Source organism: Intestinimonas timonensis (genome assembly GCF_900626145.1).
GTDB lineage: Bacteria > Bacillota > Clostridia > Oscillospirales > Oscillospiraceae > Intestinimonas > Intestinimonas aquisgranensis.
In genome coordinates this window covers 87,568-102,947 of sequence record NZ_LR130835.1, presented here as the reverse complement: position 1 = coordinate 102,947, position 15,380 = coordinate 87,568, and the positions used below count along the sequence as shown (strand labels likewise).

The following is a 15,380-nucleotide window of genomic DNA, read 5'->3' as shown; positions in this document are numbered from 1 at the left end:
CCCCCGCCCCCGAGACCACCACCCCCGCCGAAAGCGCCGCTCCCGCCGAGGCCGTCACCCTGAAGGTGGGCGCCTCCCCCGCCCCTCACGCCGAGATCCTGGAGGTGGTGAAGGACCTGCTGGCCCAGGAGGGCATCAACCTGGAGATCGTGGAGTTTGACGACTACATTCTGCCCAACCAGGCCGTGGAGGACGGCTCCCTGGACGCCAACTACTTCCAGCACATCACCTACATGAACAACTTCAACGTGGAGTACGGCACCCACCTGGCCAGCGCCGCCGAGGTCCACTACGAGCCCTTCGGCATTTACGCCGGCAAGACCGCCAGCCTGGATGAGCTCCAGGACGGCGCCCAGATCGCCGTGCCCAACGACACCACCAATGAGGGCCGCGCCCTGCTGCTCCTCCAGGAGCAGGGCCTCATCACCCTCACCGAGGACTGCGGCCTGGAGCCAACCAAGGACGACATCGCCGAGAACCCCCACAACTATGAGATCGTGGAGCTGGAGGCCAAGCTGCTGCCCACCACCCTCCAGGACGTGGACATCGCCGTTATCAACGGCAACTACGCCATTGACGCCGGCCTAAAGGTGTCTGACGCTCTGGCCATCGAGGCCGCTGACGGCACCGCCGCCACTGCCTACGTGAACGTGCTGGCCGTGTCCGAGGACCGTCTGGACGATCCCGCCATTCAGGCTCTGGCCAAGGCCCTGTGCAGCCAGGAGGTCAAGGACTTCATCGACCAGACCTACGACGGCGCTGTGGTCACCGTGTTCTAAAAATGCGAAAGGCCCGATCCGGCTATGCCGGAACGGGCCTTTGCTTCTTCCTTAATTCCTATTGAATTTATCGGATTTTTGTGATACACTGTTCAAAACAAATTTAGGAGGCATTTACCATGGGTATCGCCCATTCCATTCTGGACCTTATCGGAAACACCCCGCTCCTGGCCCTGGAGCGGTACGCTCCCGGCGCCAAGGTACTGGCCAAGCTGGAGTCCTTCAATCCCCTGTCCTCGGCCAAGGACCGGGCCGCCCTCTACATGATCCGGGACGCGGAAGAGCGTGGGGTACTGAAGCCCGGCGCCACCATCGTGGAGCCCACCAGCGGCAACACGGGGGTGGGCCTGAGCTACATTGGCCGTATCCTGGGCTACCGGGTGGTCCTCACCATGCCGGAGACCATGAGCCAGGAGCGGCGGAGCCTTCTGGCCGCTCTGGGCGCCGAGCTGGTCCTCACCGAGGGCACCAAGGGCATGGGTGGTGCCATCGCCAAGGCCAACGAGCTGCTGGAGACCCTGCCCGGGGCCTGGATGCCCGACCAGTTCAACAACCCGGCCAACGCCAAGGCCCACTATGAGACCACCGGCCCCGAGATCTGGCGGGACACGGAAGGAAAGGTGGACGTACTGGTGGCCGGGGTGGGCTCCGGCGGCACCATTACCGGCGCCGGCCGGTACCTGAAGGAGCAGAATCCCGCCATCCAGGTGGTGGCGGTGGAACCCGCCGAATCCCCCGTCCTCTCCGGCGGCAAGCCTGGCCCCCACAAGATCCAGGGCATTGGCGCCGGCTTTGTGCCCGGCACCCTGGACCGCTCGGTGGTGGACCGTGTGGTGACCGTCCCCGGGGACGAGGCCATGGCCGCAGGCCGGGCTCTGGCGGAGACCGAGGGCCTGCTGGTGGGCATCTCCTCCGGCGCGGCCGCCTGGGCCGCCAAGTCCCTGGCCGCCCAGCCGGAATTTGCCGGCAAGACCATCGTCACCGTCCTGCCCGATACCGGAGAGCGGTACCTCTCCACCGCCCTCTTCCAGAAGGGCTGATCTAAGTACGAAAAGGCGCTCCGGACCGTGGTCCGGAGCGCCTTATGTGTTCTTTATGACACCTGGAGCATGTTGGTCATATCCATGGTGATCTCGGTGGTGTAGGGGTTGAGCATGGTGTTGAAAATCTCCAGGCACTCCTCGGGCTCCAGCTGATAGCACCAGGAGGTGCCCCGGTAGCGGACGGTACCGTCACCGGGCAGGGTGGCGGTGGAGACGCCGTTGTCCAGGTCCAGGCTGGCGGCCTGGGTGGCCAGCCAGATGATGTCGGTGGCGGAGAGGTCGGTCTTGACGTTTTTCAGGAAGATGTCCACATACTCGGTGATATTGCCCGGATTGGCCAGCACCTTTTTGCCCACGGCGATGAGGAGCTGCTGCTGGGTCTGGGACCGTCCCACGTCGGTGTAGCCGCTGCCGTCGTTGTTGTGGCGGAAGCGTACCACCTCCATGGCCTCCTGACCGTCCAGATGGGTCATGCCCTCGCTGTAATGGATGGAGAGGGGAGGATCGGCGGTGGGGTCGTCGTAGTTCATATCACAGGGGACATAGAAGTCCACGCCGCCCACGGCGTTGACCAGCCGCTGGAAACCGTTGAGGTTGACCGTCACATAGTGGTCGATGGGGATGCCGATGAGATCGGAGACCACGTCCTTGAGTCCATCGATGCCGTCAGAGGCATAGACACTGTTGATCTTGGGGATCTTCCGGTCCACCAGGGTATCTCTGGGAATGGAGACCACACCCATCTCCTGGTTGGCCGTATCGTAGCCCACCACCATAATGGTGTCAGTGTTGCCGCCGCCCTCATCGGTGGCCGCCAGCAGGAAGGTGTAAAAGCCATCTTTGCGTACCAGCGGCGTAGGGGTGGGGAGGGCGCTTTCGTCCTCGTCCGTGTTCGGATCATCGGTCACGTCGGTGGGCTGCGGTACCTCCACGGTGGGGGGCGCTGCCTGTTCCGGCGGCTTCACCAGCGCCTTGTAGGCACAGAAGAAAACCACAATGAGGGCGGAGAGGACCACCACCGTCCGGTAGAGGGTGCGGAACATCCGCCCCAGGGGAGAACCTCGCCGCTTCTTTTTCTTTTTGATCAGCCGCTTCGCCAACGCACATCCAACCTCTCAATTATGTCAACGACTATCAGTATACTGATTTTGACGTGGACAGGCAAGCAAAAGTTTTCGACGATCCCCGTATTTTTCAAAAAATCCCTTGACAGGCAGGTGTTGCCCCGCCGCGCCCTTCTCTTACTGGAGCGAAAGGCGACAGAACGCTCCGCCGGACCGACTTTAAATCCAGGCAGATCCTGTCGGGCGCTCTTCGGTCGTTTCGACGTCTACTGGCAAGTTACCTAAAAATCCGGGGGGAAATTCGGCATGGGTTCTCCTTGACGGTGGCAGGCAGATAGAGTATCATAGATTCACCGCTGCAAAAGAAAACCACAATATGTTGTATATAGTTGCATTTACATAACACCAAATAAATGGGCCCTCTCCGGAGGGCTCTTTCCATGGAAGCACGAAGGAGGAGCGCAAAGAAATGACCATGACCAGCATCCGAAAGCGGGACGGCCGCATCGCCCCCTTTGACGAGGGGAAGATCGCCGGCGCTATCACCAAGGCCTTTGACGCCACTTATAAACCGGGCTATGGGGAGACGGCCCTCCGCCTGGCCGACGAGGTGGTGTCCATTCTGGAGCTGGAGGGGGAGCCCCAGCCCGACGTGGAGCACATCCAGGACCTGGTGGAGCGGGTGCTCATGGACAACGGCTATGTCCAGACGGCCAAGGCCTACATTCTCTACCGGAACGAGCGGAGCAAGGCCCGGGAGATGAACACACGACTCATGAAGGTGTATGAGGATATCACCTTCTCGGCTGCCAAGGATTCCGACATCAAGCGGGAGAACGCCAACATCGACGGCGACACCGCCATGGGCAGCATGCTCAAGTTCGGCTCCGAGGGCGCCAAGCAGTTCTACGACATGTTCGTCCTCAACCCGGAGCACGCCCGTGCCCACCGGGAGGGTGACATCCACATCCACGACCTGGACTTTCTCACTCTTACCACCACCTGCTGCCAGATCGACATTCAGAAGCTCTTCAAGGGGGGCTTCTCCACCGGCCACGGCACCCTGCGGGAGCCCAACGACATCTCCTCCTACGCCGCTCTGGCCTGCATCGCCATCCAGTCCAACCAGAACGACCAGCACGGCGGTCAGTCCATCGTAAACTTCGACTACGGCATGGCCGACGGCGTGCGCAAGACGTTTAAGCGGGTGTACCGCCAGAACCTGGCCCGTGCCCTCACCCTCCTGGCCGATGACGCCGACCCGGAGCAGGCCCTGAAGGGGATCATGGCCCAGATCGAGGCAGACACCGGCCTGTGCCCCACCCTCAGCGGGAACGAGGCCTATTTTGCCGCTGAGCGGGCCGCTCTGGTACCCAAGTTTGGGGACGAGGCCACGGTAACCAGGGCCCAGGCCTTCGCCCAGCAGCGGGCGGAGAAGGAGACCGACCGGGCCACCTACCAGGCCATGGAGGCCCTCATCCACAATCTGAACACCATGCACTCCCGTGCCGGCGCCCAGACCCCCTTCTCCTCCATCAACTACGGCATGGACACCTCCCCCGAGGGCCGACTGGTGATGAAGAACATCCTCCTCACCACCGAGGCGGGCCTGGGCGGCGGCGAGACGCCCATTTTCCCCATCCAGATCTTCCGTGTGAAGGAGGGGGTCAACTACAACCCCGGGGAGCCCAACTACGACCTCTTCCAGCTGGCCATCCGGTGCTCGGCCAAGCGGCTCTTCCCCAACTTCAGCTTCATCGACGCCCCCTTCAACCTGCAATATTACAAGCCCGGCCACCCCGAGACCGAGATCGCCTACATGGGCTGCCGCACCCGGGTCATCGGCAACGTGTACGACCCCGAGCGGGAGATCTGCAACGGCCGGGGCAACCTGTCCTTCACCACCGTCAACCTGCCCCGGCTGGCCATCAAGGCCAAGGGGGACCTGAACGCCTTCTTCGAGTCCCTGGACCGAATGATGGACCTGTGTGTGGACCAGCTGCTGGAGCGGTTTGAGATCCAGTGCCGGAAGCACGTCTACAACTACCCCTTCCTCATGGGCCAGGGTGTGTGGCTGGACAGCGACAAGCTGGACTGGACCGACGAGGTCCGGGAGGTGCTCAAGCACGGCACCCTGTCCGTGGGCTTCATCGGCCTGGCCGAGACGCTGAAAGCCCTCATCGGCGCCCACCACGGCGAGAGCGAGAAGGCCCGGGTGCTGGGTCTGGAGATCGTAGGACACATGCGTGCCCGGATGGACGCCGAGAGCGAAAAGCGGGGCCTCAACTTCTCCCTGCTGGCCACTCCGGCGGAGGGTCTCTCCGGCCGGTTCGTCCGCATCGACAAGGAGAAGTACGGCGTCATTGAGGGAATCACCGACCGGGAGTACTATACCAACTCCTTCCATGTGCCGGTGTACTACCCCATCTCCGCCTACGACAAGATCAAAATTGAGGCGCCCTATCACGCCCTCACCAACGCCGGCCACATCAGCTACATCGAGATGGACGGCGACCCCACCGACAACCTGGAGGCCTTTGAGAAGGTGATCCGCTGCATGAAGGAGAGCGGCATCGGCTACGGCAGCGTGAACCACCCGGTGGACCGGGACCCGGTGTGCGGCTTCTCCGGCATCATCGGGGACCAGTGCCCGGGCTGCGGCCGCACCGAGGCCGACGGCGTGCCCTTTGAGCGCATCCGCCGCATCACCGGCTATCTGGTGGGCACCCTGGACCGCTTCAATAACGCCAAGCGGGCGGAGGAGCACGACCGGGTCAAGCACAGCGTGTAAGGGGATGGAACAGATGAAAGACGCGAGTATCCGCCTGCGGCGGGGGGATGGCCGGTCCTTCAAGGCCGGCGGTCCCTGGATCTATGACAACGAGATCGGTGAGGTCCTGGGGGATCCCGCCGACGGAGACGTGGTGGCCATTGAGGACTACAACGGCTATCCTCTGGGCGTGGGCTTTTTGAACCGGGCCTCCACCATCGCCGTGCGGGTCCTGTCCCGGAAGCCGGGCAGCGTTATCGACGAGGCCTTTCTGGAGTCCCGGGTCCGGGCGGCCTGGGCCTACCGGAAGGACACGGTGGACACCTCCTCCTGCCGGGTGATTTTTGGGGAGGCCGACTTTCTCCCCGGCCTGGTGGTGGACAAGTTCTCCGATGTGCTGGTGGTGGAGTCCCTGGCCCTGGGCATCGACCGGCTGAAAAAGACCATTCTGGACCTTCTGGTGAAGGTCCTGGCCGAGGACGGCATCGCCATCCGGGGTATCTACGAGCGCAGCGACGCCAAGGTGCGCCTGAAGGAAGGCATGGAGCGGGTGAAGGGCTTCCTGTCCGAGCCCTTTGACCCCATGGTGGAGATCGTGGAGAACGGGGTCCGCTACCAGGTGGACGTGGCCGACGGCCAGAAGACCGGCTTTTTCCTGGACCAGAAGTACAACCGTCTGGCCATCCAGCCCCTGGCCAAGGGCGGGAAGGTGCTGGACTGCTTCACCCACACCGGAGCCTTCGCCCTCAACGCCGCCAAGGGCGGCGCCCGGGAGGTGCTGGGAGTGGACGCCTCCCAGTTGGGGGTGGACCAGGCCACCCGCAACGCGGAGCTCAACGGCATGAGCGACCGGGTCCGGTTTGAGTGCCACGACGTGTTCGAGCTGCTGCCCGCGCTGGAGAAGCAGGGGGAGCGGTTCGACCTGGTGATCCTGGACCCGCCCGCCTTCACCAAGTCCCGGGCCTCGGTGAAGAAGGCGGTGACCGGCTACCGGGAGATTAACCTGCGGGGCATCAAGCTGGTGAAAAACGGCGGCTATCTGGCCACCTGCTCCTGCTCCCACTTCATGACCCCGGAGCTGTTTACGAAAACCATCGGGGAGGCCGCCCGTGACGCCCGCCGCCGTCTGCGGCAGGTGGAGTACCGCACCCAGTCCCCCGACCACCCGGTGCTGTGGGGCGCCGATCAGTCCCTCTACCTGAAGTTCTACATCTTCCAGGTGGTGGACGACCAATAAATAAAACGGGCTGCAAAAGCAGCCCGTTTTTTCAAAGAAGGCAGGTTTTTGTCATGCGCATCGCCAATACGGTATCCGACTCCATCGTGGACGGCCCCGGCCTCCGGTTCACCGTCTTCACCCAGGGCTGTCCCCACCACTGCCCCGGCTGTCACAATCCGGACACCCACGACCCCGCCGGTGGTCATGAGGTGACGGTGGAAGCGCTTGCCCGGCGGATGGCGGGCAACCCCCTCACCGACGGCCTCACCCTCTCCGGCGGGGAGCCCTTCCTCCAGGCGGAGGACTGCGCCGCCCTGGCCCGGCTGGCCCATGAAAGGGGCTTGAACGTGTGGACCTATACGGGGTATACTTATGAGAGATTGCTGGAGGGGGAGCTGCCCGGGGCGCTGGCGCTGCTGGAGCAGACCGACGTACTGGTGGACGGCCCCTTCCTGCTCTCTGAGAAGTCCTACGAGGCCCTGTTCCGGGGCAGCGCCAACCAGCGGCTCATCGACGTAAAGCAGAGCCGGGCGGCCGGCCATGTGGTGCTGTGGAGCCGCCCTGATCCCCTAGCCCACTTCACCGTCCCGGAGTCATAAAAGGAGGCAGTCATGACCATTTCCGAGTTGGAAGGACGTTTTCTGGACCGTGTTCCCGGTATCATGGGGGTGCGCACCCACTACGCCGTCCTGGTCCCTGTGGTGGAGTGGAACGGAAAGCTCCACTTGCTCTTTGAGGTCCGCTCCGACGCCCTGCGGCGGCAGCCTGGGGAGGTCTGTTTTCCCGGCGGGCGCATGGAGGAGGGGGAGACGCCCACCCAGTGTGCCCTCCGTGAGACGTGTGAAGAGTTGGCCATTCCCCCCTCGGCCATCCGGCCCATGGCCCGACTGGATGATGTGTTCATGCCCTCCCACGGCCTCATGCACCCGGTGCTGGCCCAGGTGGACACCGGCGCCGTGGTCCACATGAAGGCCAGCGCCGCCGAGGTAAAGGGGACCTTTCTGGTGCCCGCAGACTTTTTCCAGGAGCAGCCCCCGCTCCTCTATAATTTCCCCATGGAACCCAAGGTGGATGCCGACTTCCCCTACGACCTCATCGGCTTTCCTAAGGGCTATCCTTGGCGGGGCGGCACCCACCAGGTGCCCATCTGGACCTACAAGGGTCACGCCATCTGGGGCCTCACCGCCCGCATCCTCCTGTGGAACTTCACAGACCGCGGGCAAAATAGTCCTGCCGCCGGGTCTCTCTGAAACCGAAGGCGGCATAGAGGGCCCGGGCAGGGAGATTCCCGCTGTCCACCTCCACCACCAGGGTCCTGTCCCGGGGCAGGACGCCCAGCAGACCGGCCATGAGCCGCCGCCCCAGGCCCTGTCCCTGCCGGGCGGGGTCCACCGCCACACTGTAAATGGACAGCCCCTCCGCCGCCGGGCCCACCCCGGCCGCGGCAATGAGCCGCCCTTCCTCCCAGAGGCCCCAGCACTGCCGGGCCGGGTCGGAGAGGGTGTTTTCCGCCAGAGAAAGGGCCTCCGCCGGGGTGTCGCCGAAGGCCGCCCCCGTAAGGGCGGCCACCTGCTCCAGGTCCCGGGGACCGGCCAGCCGCAGGGCGGGGTCTTTCCTCCCCTCCGGCCGCGGCCCTTTGCACACCAGCACGTACTCGCTGTGGTCCAGAGCCAGCCCCCAGTGGGTGGCCACCGCTTGGCCGTCGCCGCTCTCCCCGCCGCAGACGAAGAGGAGCCGCTTTGCCCCATAGTCCCAGCAGGCGGTCTCCGCCTCCGCCAGGAGGGCGGAGAAGATTCCCCTCCGCCGGTGCTCCGTGGGGACGAAGGCGCTCACCTCGGCGGTGTGGCCCAGAGGGGCAAAGAGGGTGAGGGAGCCCACCAACCGGCCTCCCTCCCAGGCCTGAAAGCCGCCGGGCAAGCCGGCGGACCCTCCCGGATTCAGGACGGTGACGGCGCGGATGTCCATGCTATCATTCCTTTTCTCGTTTTCCTCATTTTAGCACAAAAGGAGGCCGGGGGCCATGGAGCGGACGGAGCGGCTGGGCCGCTATACCCTCCTCGTGACGGAGGACTGCTTTCCTCTGGGGGGTGACAGCCTGGCCCTGGGCCGGTTCGCCACGGTGCGCCGCCGGTGGAAGGTGTGTGACCTGGGCTGCGGCTCGGGGGTGCTGGGCCTGCTGCTGCTGGACCGGGAGGAGAGCCTCTCCCTCACGGGGGTGGAGGTCTCCCCCGCCGCCGCCGATGTGGCCCGGCAGACCTTTGCCCGAAACGTCCTGGATGCCCGGGTGGTCACCGGGGACCTGCGGGACCGGCGGCTCTTTCCCGCCAACGCCTTCGACCTGGTGATCTCCAATCCCCCCTGGTTCCCCACCGGGGCGGGGAAGTCCGGGGGACCGGCCCGCAGCGAGGAGGGGTGTACCCTCACGGAGCTGTGCGCCGCCGCCGGGTACCTGACCCGGCCCGGCGGGCGGTTCGCCCTGGTCCACCGTCCGGAGCGCCTGCCCGACCTCTTCGCCGCCCTGCGGGAAAACAGCCTGGAACCCAAGCGCATGGCACTCCTCCAGCACAGCCTCTCCACGCCCCCCTCCGCCGCCCTGGTGGAGGCGGTGCGCCAGGGCCGCCCCGGACTGGAGGTGCTGCCCACCCTGCTGCAAACGCCCCCGCCACCCGCCCGGTGATCCCGCTCTGCCTGCCGCACAGGCAGAAGATCTATATACAGGAGGCACCATCATGCCCGGAACCCTCTACCTTGTCCCCACCCCCATCGGCAATCTGGGGGATATTTCGGCCCGGATGGCCGACACTCTGACCGAGGCCGACTTCATTGCCGCCGAGGACACCCGTGTGACTTTGAAGCTGCTCAACCACCTGGGCCTCAAAAAGCCCATGGTGAGCTATTACCGCCACAACACCGGTGAGAGCGGCGCCGCCGTTCTGAGCCGTCTCATGGCCGGGGAGAGCTGCGCCCTGGTCACCGACGCCGGCACCCCGGCCATCAGCGACCCCGGAGAGGACCTGGTCCGCCAGTGCGCCCAGGCGGACATCCCCGTGGTCTCCATCCCCGGCCCCTGCGCCCTCATCACCGCCCTGGCCGCCTCCGGACTGCCCACGGGGCGCTTCACCTTCGAGGGCTTTCTGGCCATGAACAAGAAAAACCGCCGGGCCCATCTAGAGGAGCTGAAGGGCGAGACCCGGACCATGCTCTTCTATGAAGCGCCCCATAAGCTCCAGGCCACCCTGGCCGACCTGCTGGACACCTTCGGCCCGGACCGGCGCATCGCCCTGTGTCGGGAGCTCACCAAGCTCCACGAGGAGATTCGCCGCACCACCCTGGGTGAAGCGGTGACTTGGTATGAGGCAAATCCCCCCAAGGGAGAGTTTGTGCTGGTGGTGGAGGGCGGAGCTCCCGCAGCCGAAAATGTCCCCACCCTGGAGACAGGCCTTCTCCGTGTGGAGGAGCTGCGGGCCTCCGGTGCCTCTCTCCGGGACGCCGCCCGGCAGGCCGCCGCGGAGCTGGGACTGCCCCGCAAGGCTCTTTACGACCTTGCTTTGGGCAAAGGCACGTCGGATCGCGTCGATTGAGTTCCTTTTTTGTAATTTCTTGGTTATCATGCATATACCATTTGTATATACAATCCGCAATATAACTCCGGATACGAAAGACCATTTGGCTGCGTGTCGATTTCGGCCGAAACCATTCGGACACGAAAAATTATTTCTTATGTAACATCTACGTAAAAAAATCCGGAGCGGCGATGGCCGCTCCGGATTTTTTTGTCCACGGGAAAAGGACTCAGAACTCATTTATTCATGAGCTCGCGAATGCAGTTCGGGCACACGTTTTTACCCTTAAAATTGATGACATCTTTGGCATCATCGCAGAAAATACAGGCAGGCTGGTACTTTTTCAGGACAATGGAGGCCCCATCCACGTAGATCTCCAGGGAGTCCTTTTCTGCAATGTCGAGGGTGCGTCGCAGCTCAATAGGGAGCACGATCCGTCCCAGTTCGTCAACTTTCCGTACGATCCCGGTCGATTTCATAGTTCTGTTTTAGCTCCTTCCCAGATAATGGCGGCGCATAAACGCGCTTCCGGACCAATATCTGTCATGTATTATAACATATTGTATAGAAAAGTCAATCAGAATATGGAAATCAGGGTAAAAATATGTCTATCCTACGGAAATGGTGGGTTTCGGATATGTTTTGGCTCATTCGGGCATAGATTTCTGGGTGAGGGGAGGGCTAAGGATTGGCAATGTCTGGAATATGGGCAGGAATGGTGGTTGTCTCGCTGGTGTGCGCTCTGGCCACCGGTCGGGGTTCAGAGGTGGCCTCCGCCGCCACGGAGGGGGCCTCCGCCGGGGTGGAGTTGTGTCTCGGAATGGCGGGGGCGCTGTGTCTGTGGATGGGGGTCATGGAGGTGCTGCGCCGTGCGGGAGCCATGGGTTGGCTCTCCCGGCTGCTGCGGCCGGTGCTGGGCCGGCTCTACCCGGATTTCGCCCGAGACAGCGGCGTGATGGATGCCATCTCGGCCAATGTGTCGGCCAACCTGCTGGGTCTGGGTAACGCCGCCACACCTCTGGGATTGGACGCCGCCCGGCGCATGAGCCGCCGCTCGTCTGGGGTGGCCTCTGACGCCCTGTGCATGCTGGTTGTGTGCAACACCGCCTCCATTCAGCTCATTCCCACCACGGTAGCGGCTGTGCGGGCAGGGGCGGGGAGCACTGCTCCCTTTGATATCCTTCCGGCGGTGTGGCTGGCCTCGGCCCTGTCGGTAACGGTGGGCATCCTGGCCGCCCGGCTTTTCGCACGGCTGTGGAGGGACGAATGATGGAGGTATTGGAACTCACCGTCCCCCTTTTGCTGGCGGGGGCGGCTCTGCTGGGCCTGTGGCGTCGTGTGGACGTGTATGACGCCCTTCTCACCGGAGCAGCCGACGGTTTGGGGGTCCTTATCCGCATCGTGCCCGCTCTCATTGCCCTGCTGACGGCGGTGTGGATGCTCCGGGCCTCCGGCGCCCTGGAGCTGCTGGCGGGGCTGCTGGCTCCGGTGCTGGAGCGGCTGGGAATCCCGCCGGAAACGGTAGCCCTGCTGCTGGTGCGGCCTGTGAGCGGCAGCGCCGCTCTGGGAGTAGGGGCTGACCTCATCCGCACCTACGGCCCCGACTCCACTATCGGGCGGACGGCAGCGGTGATGCTGGGCTCCACCGAGACCACCTTCTATACCATTGCCGTCTACTTCAGCGCCGCCGGCATCAAAAAGACCCGGTATGCTGTCCCCGCCGCCCTGTGCGCCGACCTGGCAGGCTTCGTCGCCGCCGCCTGGGCGGTTCGACTCTGTTTCCCCGCATGACAAAGAGCGGGCGGCCCCGTCTGGACCCGCCCGCTCTTTTGCTGCTCAGGTGTCGAAGGAGCCGTCCCACACCGGCAGGTTGGTGAGGAAGCGCCCCTCCACCGCCGGCACGTAATAGGCGCCGAAGGTCTGGAGGCCGTCCTCCTCCGCCTCCTCCGGAAGCCGGACGTAGAAGCGGTAGTAGGGCATCCAGCAGCCCTCCAGCGCCCCGTCCCGGTAGACCAGCTCCACCTTCTCCACGTACTCCAGCCCCGGCAACTCATAGGGCACACTGGTAATGTAGCGGCCCTCTCCCAGTAGGGTCTCTGCCTCCTCTACCGTGATGACGGGATAGTCCCCCAGCTTTTCGGAGAGGTCGGCCAGATAGAACCGGACCATCCACAGCCGCCCCTCCTCGTCCGGGTAGAAGGCGACCCGGCGGAAATGGTACCCCACCAGCTGCTCGGTCAGGTCCCCAGCCCCCTCATATACCTCGATCTGATAGCCCTGCTCCCGGTAGATGTTGTAATCACCGCCCCAGAGACTGAGAGTGGGCATTTCCATGTCCAGTAGGGCGGCATAGGTCTCCATCAGGTATTCACCCGCTGCCGCCATGGCGTCATGGGGGGCGTGATAGCCGAAGTCATACCCCTCCGGCAGGGCGCGCGTGGGCTCGAACTCGAGGGTGACGGGCAGGGTACTGCTCACATCCAGGGTGAGTCCCTCCCCCGGGATGACCAGTGTCCCCCAGTCGGTCTCCTCGATCTCCGCCCCCTCCATACCCAGGCGGTCCGCCACCTCTCGCAAGGCAGCCTCCATGGCATCTCGGTCCTCCACCGGCTGTCCGTATGCATCCAGCTCCAGCGGATTCGCATAGACCGGCAGAGTGGTGAGCCCGGCCTCTTCCGTCCAGGGGTTGCCGTTCACCAGCTCGGAGATGTGGTAGGCCATGTAGCCCTCAAAACCCATGCCCGTCTCCCCCAGCTCGATGGTGAGCATGGGCAGGCCGTCCACCGTGGGGACGGGGGTGACGGGGGGCGGAGACGTCCCCACCGGAGCCGTGCTCTCCAGCGGGGCGGTGGTCTCCACCGCCGACGTGGGAGCTGGCTCCGCCGGACTGCTGACCCAGCGGACTGCCCCGAAGAGCACCACCCCGGCGCAGGCCGCCAGGGCGGCCCAGCCCTTCCAATGGTTCCGCCTCACGCCTCCAGCGCCCCGGATGGCGTCGGCCTCCTCGATGAGGTCGTCGCCAATGTGGGCCATGGCGTCGCTGATGTCCTCCCGCTTCATACCGAAAACCCCTCCCTTCGCAGGTGATCCCGGAGCCCCAGCCGGGTCCTGTGGAGGATGCTCTTGGTCTGGGACAGTCCCAGGCCCTGGTCGGCCGCCACCGCCCGAACGGGGTCCATGTAGTAATACCGGGCCACGAAGGCCCGGCGGGCCGTGAGAGAAAGGGTGCGGAGATAGGCGTCGATGGCCTCTCCCAGCAAACGGAGATCCACTGCCTCCTGGGTGGCGTCCCCGCCGGAGAGGCACTCAGAGAGCTCCTCCAGGGAGAGGGCATACTCCGATACCCGCCGCTTCTGCCGGTGTCTGTGCCGAAAGAGGTCGATGGCGCAGCCCCGGACGATCTTACCCAGGTAGGTGGAGAGCACCGCTGGCCGCTGGGTGGGCATGGAGTTCCACGCCTTTAGGTAGGTGTCGTTGACACACTCCTCCCCGTCCTCATGGTCGGAGAGGATCTGACAGGCGATCTTGCGGAGATAGGCTCCGTACTTCCCCCGGGTTGCCCGGATGGCCTTCTGGTCCCGCTGCCAATAGAGCGCTACGATGGCCTCATCCTCCATGCTTGTTCCCTCCTCTCTGCCCTATATCCCGACAAACAGTGCCGTTTGGTTGCACCAAAGCTAAAATTTTCTGAGAAAAACGGCGTGCGGAAAACCGCACGCCGTTTTGTCTTTATTGGCTCCCCTTTTCCTGCCGGGCCAGGCGCTTGCGTACATCCCGCTTCAGCAGGGCGTAGAGGATGGAGGCCACCGGCACGCTGAGGAGGACGCCGGCCAGGTCGAAGAGGCCGCCGCCCACGGTGACAGCGGTGAGGACCCAGATGCCGGGCAGGCCCAGGGAGGTGCCCACCACCCGGGGGTAGATGACGTTGCCCTCGATCTGCTGGAGGCAGACCAGGAAGATGAGGAAGATGAGGGCGTCGATGGGGTCCACCATAACCAGCAGCAGGGCAGAGGTAATGGCGCCCACATAGGCACCCACCACGGGCACCAAGGCGGAGACGCCGATGAGGACGGAGATGAGGAGGGCGTAATCCAGCCGCAGGAGGACCATGCCCAGGAAGGTGAGGCCGCCCAGGATGCATGCCTCGGTGATCTGACCGCTGACAAAGCGGCTGAAGGTCTCTGCCGTGAGCGCGGTGACATCCAGCACCATATCATAGACCTTCTGGGGAACATACGCCTTCAGAACACGCCGACACTGACCCAGCAAGGTATCCTTACCGGAGAGCATATAGACGGAGAAAACCAGGGCCAGCACCATGGTGACAATGACAGAGACCAAGCCGCTGGTGAGGGTAAGAAGCTGTGGTACGGCGGTGGAAAGTGCGGAGAAGAGGCCGTTGACGAAATCCTTCAGTGTCTGGCCAAACTTAGAGAGGTCCAGCTGCTCCAGATGGAGCCAGGCCATAAGTTCATTGAGCCATACCTGAACCTGGGCCAGATAGCCGCTGAGATTGGCGGCAAAGCGGCCCACGCTGCTGGTGAGCTGAGGGATGACAAAGGCAAAGATGGCGCCCACCACGCCGACCAGGAGAAGATAGGAGAGGGCCACCGCCAGGGGGAGACTGAGGCCGACCAGAGGTGTTTTGCCCAGGCCCTTGTCCAAGGTCCGTCGGAAGAAGGCGCAGGGCCGGCTGAGGATGAAGGCGATGGCCAGTCCGGCAAAGAGGGGCGTCAGCTGGGAGAGGACCAGACGTACTGTACGCCATAGGTCGTCGAAGCGGACCACCAGGAAGACCAGCGCCACCGTAAAGGTGATGAGCAGAAGCAGGCTGCGGAAGAGTTTTTTATCCATGGAAAAATTCCCATCCTTCTGATTTCGGTAACACCACTATAGCATCTCCCCTATATGGAAGTCAATGCGCCACCGGAAAGATAGGAAA

General features: G+C 63.8%; 16 protein-coding genes. 10 read left to right on the top strand and 6 right to left on the bottom strand.

All coding sequences use genetic code 11. The features are described 5' to 3' along the window. Both E0E29_RS17790 and cysK read left to right on the top strand, forming a co-directional pair. Window positions 1–779: MetQ/NlpA family ABC transporter substrate-binding protein (locus E0E29_RS17790; protein ID WP_130851083.1), on the top strand; the 779-nt coding region annotated here is incomplete at its 5' end. A gap of 119 nt (window positions 780–898) precedes the next feature. After that, on the top strand, window positions 899–1,819 hold the full coding sequence (cysK, locus tag E0E29_RS17785; RefSeq protein ID WP_130851082.1) for a cysteine synthase A: 921 nt from the start codon (window positions 899–901) through the stop codon (window positions 1,817–1,819). Between the two features lie 53 nt (window positions 1,820–1,872). Here cysK and E0E29_RS17780 read toward each other — a convergent pair whose 3' ends face one another. Continuing rightward, the gene (locus tag E0E29_RS17780) at window positions 1,873–2,922 is read right to left on the bottom strand and encodes an LCP family protein (protein WP_130851081.1); all 1,050 of its coding nucleotides are present in this window, start codon (window positions 2,920–2,922) and stop codon (window positions 1,873–1,875) included. A 433-nt stretch (window positions 2,923–3,355) separates the two neighbouring features. Here E0E29_RS17780 and E0E29_RS17775 point away from each other — a divergent pair, with 433 nt between their 5' ends. From E0E29_RS17775 to E0E29_RS17760, 4 genes are read left to right on the top strand one after another with little or no spacing between them, the layout of a single operon-like run. Further along, complete coding sequence (locus E0E29_RS17775; RefSeq protein ID WP_130851080.1) at window positions 3,356–5,677, top strand: anaerobic ribonucleoside triphosphate reductase; 2,322 nt, start codon at window positions 3,356–3,358, stop codon at window positions 5,675–5,677. 13 nt (window positions 5,678–5,690) lie between these two features. Beyond that, a complete protein-coding gene (locus tag E0E29_RS17770) occupies window positions 5,691–6,893 on the top strand; it encodes a class I SAM-dependent rRNA methyltransferase (protein ID WP_130851079.1) in 1,203 nt (400 codons plus the stop codon). A 53-nt stretch (window positions 6,894–6,946) separates the two neighbouring features. Continuing rightward, window positions 6,947–7,474: an anaerobic ribonucleoside-triphosphate reductase activating protein gene (gene nrdG, locus E0E29_RS17765; RefSeq protein ID WP_130851078.1), complete on the top strand. Its 528-nt coding sequence runs from the start codon at window positions 6,947–6,949 to the stop codon at window positions 7,472–7,474. A 12-nt stretch (window positions 7,475–7,486) separates the two neighbouring features. Continuing rightward, a complete protein-coding gene (locus E0E29_RS17760) occupies window positions 7,487–8,125 on the top strand; it encodes an NUDIX hydrolase (RefSeq protein ID WP_130851077.1) in 639 nt (212 codons plus the stop codon). Here E0E29_RS17760 and E0E29_RS17755 read toward each other — a convergent pair. Beyond that, window positions 8,082–8,840, bottom strand: coding sequence for a GNAT family N-acetyltransferase (locus E0E29_RS17755; protein WP_130851076.1), 759 nt, complete (start codon window positions 8,838–8,840; stop codon window positions 8,082–8,084). The two genes, E0E29_RS17760 and E0E29_RS17755, sit on opposite strands and share 44 nt — an antisense overlap. Window positions 8,841–8,895: 55 nt before the next feature. Here E0E29_RS17755 and E0E29_RS17750 point away from each other — a divergent pair, with 55 nt between their 5' ends. Then, on the top strand, window positions 8,896–9,552 hold the full coding sequence (locus E0E29_RS17750) for a tRNA1(Val) (adenine(37)-N6)-methyltransferase (RefSeq protein WP_130851075.1): 657 nt from the start codon (window positions 8,896–8,898) through the stop codon (window positions 9,550–9,552). 52 nt (window positions 9,553–9,604) lie between these two features. After that, window positions 9,605–10,456 (top strand): 16S rRNA (cytidine(1402)-2'-O)-methyltransferase, encoded by an 852-nt coding sequence (rsmI, locus tag E0E29_RS17745; protein WP_130851074.1) that lies wholly within the window; start codon window positions 9,605–9,607, stop codon window positions 10,454–10,456. 218 nt (window positions 10,457–10,674) lie between these two features. Here the strand turns inward: rsmI and E0E29_RS17740 are convergent, their stop codons facing one another. Then, window positions 10,675–10,917, bottom strand: coding sequence for an AbrB/MazE/SpoVT family DNA-binding domain-containing protein (locus E0E29_RS17740; RefSeq protein ID WP_130851073.1), 243 nt, complete (start codon window positions 10,915–10,917; stop codon window positions 10,675–10,677). A 236-nt stretch (window positions 10,918–11,153) separates the two neighbouring features. On the opposite strand from E0E29_RS17740, the gene E0E29_RS17735 reads away from it, so the two are divergent. Beyond that, window positions 11,154–11,708, top strand: a complete 555-nt coding sequence (locus E0E29_RS17735; protein WP_242622580.1) for a nucleoside recognition domain-containing protein — start codon at window positions 11,154–11,156, stop codon at window positions 11,706–11,708. Continuing rightward, window positions 11,708–12,229 carry a spore maturation protein gene (locus E0E29_RS17730; RefSeq protein WP_130851071.1) on the top strand — a complete coding sequence of 174 codons (522 nt, stop codon included), beginning with the start codon at window positions 11,708–11,710 and terminating at the stop codon, window positions 12,227–12,229. Before E0E29_RS17735 ends, E0E29_RS17730 begins: the two co-directional genes overlap by 1 nt. A 45-nt stretch (window positions 12,230–12,274) precedes the next feature. Here the strand turns inward: E0E29_RS17730 and E0E29_RS17725 are convergent, their stop codons facing one another. The 3 genes from E0E29_RS17725 to E0E29_RS17715 all read right to left on the bottom strand — a co-directional run bounded on the left by E0E29_RS17725 (window position 12,275) and on the right by E0E29_RS17715 (window position 15,292). Next, window positions 12,275–13,498 (bottom strand): hypothetical protein, encoded by a 1,224-nt coding sequence (locus E0E29_RS17725; protein WP_130851070.1) that lies wholly within the window; start codon window positions 13,496–13,498, stop codon window positions 12,275–12,277. Further along, entirely contained in the window at window positions 13,495–14,055 is a 561-nt protein-coding gene (locus E0E29_RS17720; RefSeq protein ID WP_130851069.1) for an RNA polymerase sigma factor, read from the bottom strand. Before E0E29_RS17720 ends, E0E29_RS17725 begins: the two co-directional genes overlap by 4 nt. A 112-nt stretch (window positions 14,056–14,167) precedes the next feature. Then, the gene (locus E0E29_RS17715) at window positions 14,168–15,292 is read right to left on the bottom strand and encodes an AI-2E family transporter (RefSeq protein ID WP_130851068.1); all 1,125 of its coding nucleotides are present in this window, start codon (window positions 15,290–15,292) and stop codon (window positions 14,168–14,170) included. Between the last annotated feature and the right edge of the window lie 88 nt (window positions 15,293–15,380).

Excerpts from the sequence above, each read along its gene's own strand:
- E0E29_RS17755 (WP_130851076.1), bottom strand. The coding sequence starts at position 8,840 with ATGGACATCCGCGCCGTCACCGTCCTGAATCCGGGAGGGTCCGCCGGC.
- E0E29_RS17735 (WP_242622580.1), top strand. The coding sequence starts at position 11,154 with ATGGTGGTTGTCTCGCTGGTGTGCGCTCTGGCCACCGGTCGGGGTTCA.
- E0E29_RS17720 (WP_130851069.1), bottom strand. The coding sequence starts at position 14,055 with ATGGAGGATGAGGCCATCGTAGCGCTCTATTGGCAGCGGGACCAGAAG.
- E0E29_RS17750 (WP_130851075.1), top strand. The coding sequence starts at position 8,896 with ATGGAGCGGACGGAGCGGCTGGGCCGCTATACCCTCCTCGTGACGGAG.
- E0E29_RS17730 (WP_130851071.1), top strand. The coding sequence starts at position 11,708 with ATGGAGGTATTGGAACTCACCGTCCCCCTTTTGCTGGCGGGGGCGGCT.
- E0E29_RS17760 (WP_130851077.1), top strand. The coding sequence starts at position 7,487 with ATGACCATTTCCGAGTTGGAAGGACGTTTTCTGGACCGTGTTCCCGGT.
- E0E29_RS17715 (WP_130851068.1), bottom strand. The coding sequence starts at position 15,292 with ATGGATAAAAAACTCTTCCGCAGCCTGCTTCTGCTCATCACCTTTACG.
- nrdG (WP_130851078.1), top strand. The coding sequence starts at position 6,947 with ATGCGCATCGCCAATACGGTATCCGACTCCATCGTGGACGGCCCCGGC.
- rsmI (WP_130851074.1), top strand. The coding sequence starts at position 9,605 with ATGCCCGGAACCCTCTACCTTGTCCCCACCCCCATCGGCAATCTGGGG.
- E0E29_RS17775 (WP_130851080.1), top strand. The coding sequence starts at position 3,356 with ATGACCATGACCAGCATCCGAAAGCGGGACGGCCGCATCGCCCCCTTT.
- E0E29_RS17725 (WP_130851070.1), bottom strand. The coding sequence starts at position 13,498 with ATGAAGCGGGAGGACATCAGCGACGCCATGGCCCACATTGGCGACGAC.
- E0E29_RS17770 (WP_130851079.1), top strand. The coding sequence starts at position 5,691 with ATGAAAGACGCGAGTATCCGCCTGCGGCGGGGGGATGGCCGGTCCTTC.
- cysK (WP_130851082.1), top strand. The coding sequence starts at position 899 with ATGGGTATCGCCCATTCCATTCTGGACCTTATCGGAAACACCCCGCTC.
- E0E29_RS17740 (WP_130851073.1), bottom strand. The coding sequence starts at position 10,917 with ATGAAATCGACCGGGATCGTACGGAAAGTTGACGAACTGGGACGGATC.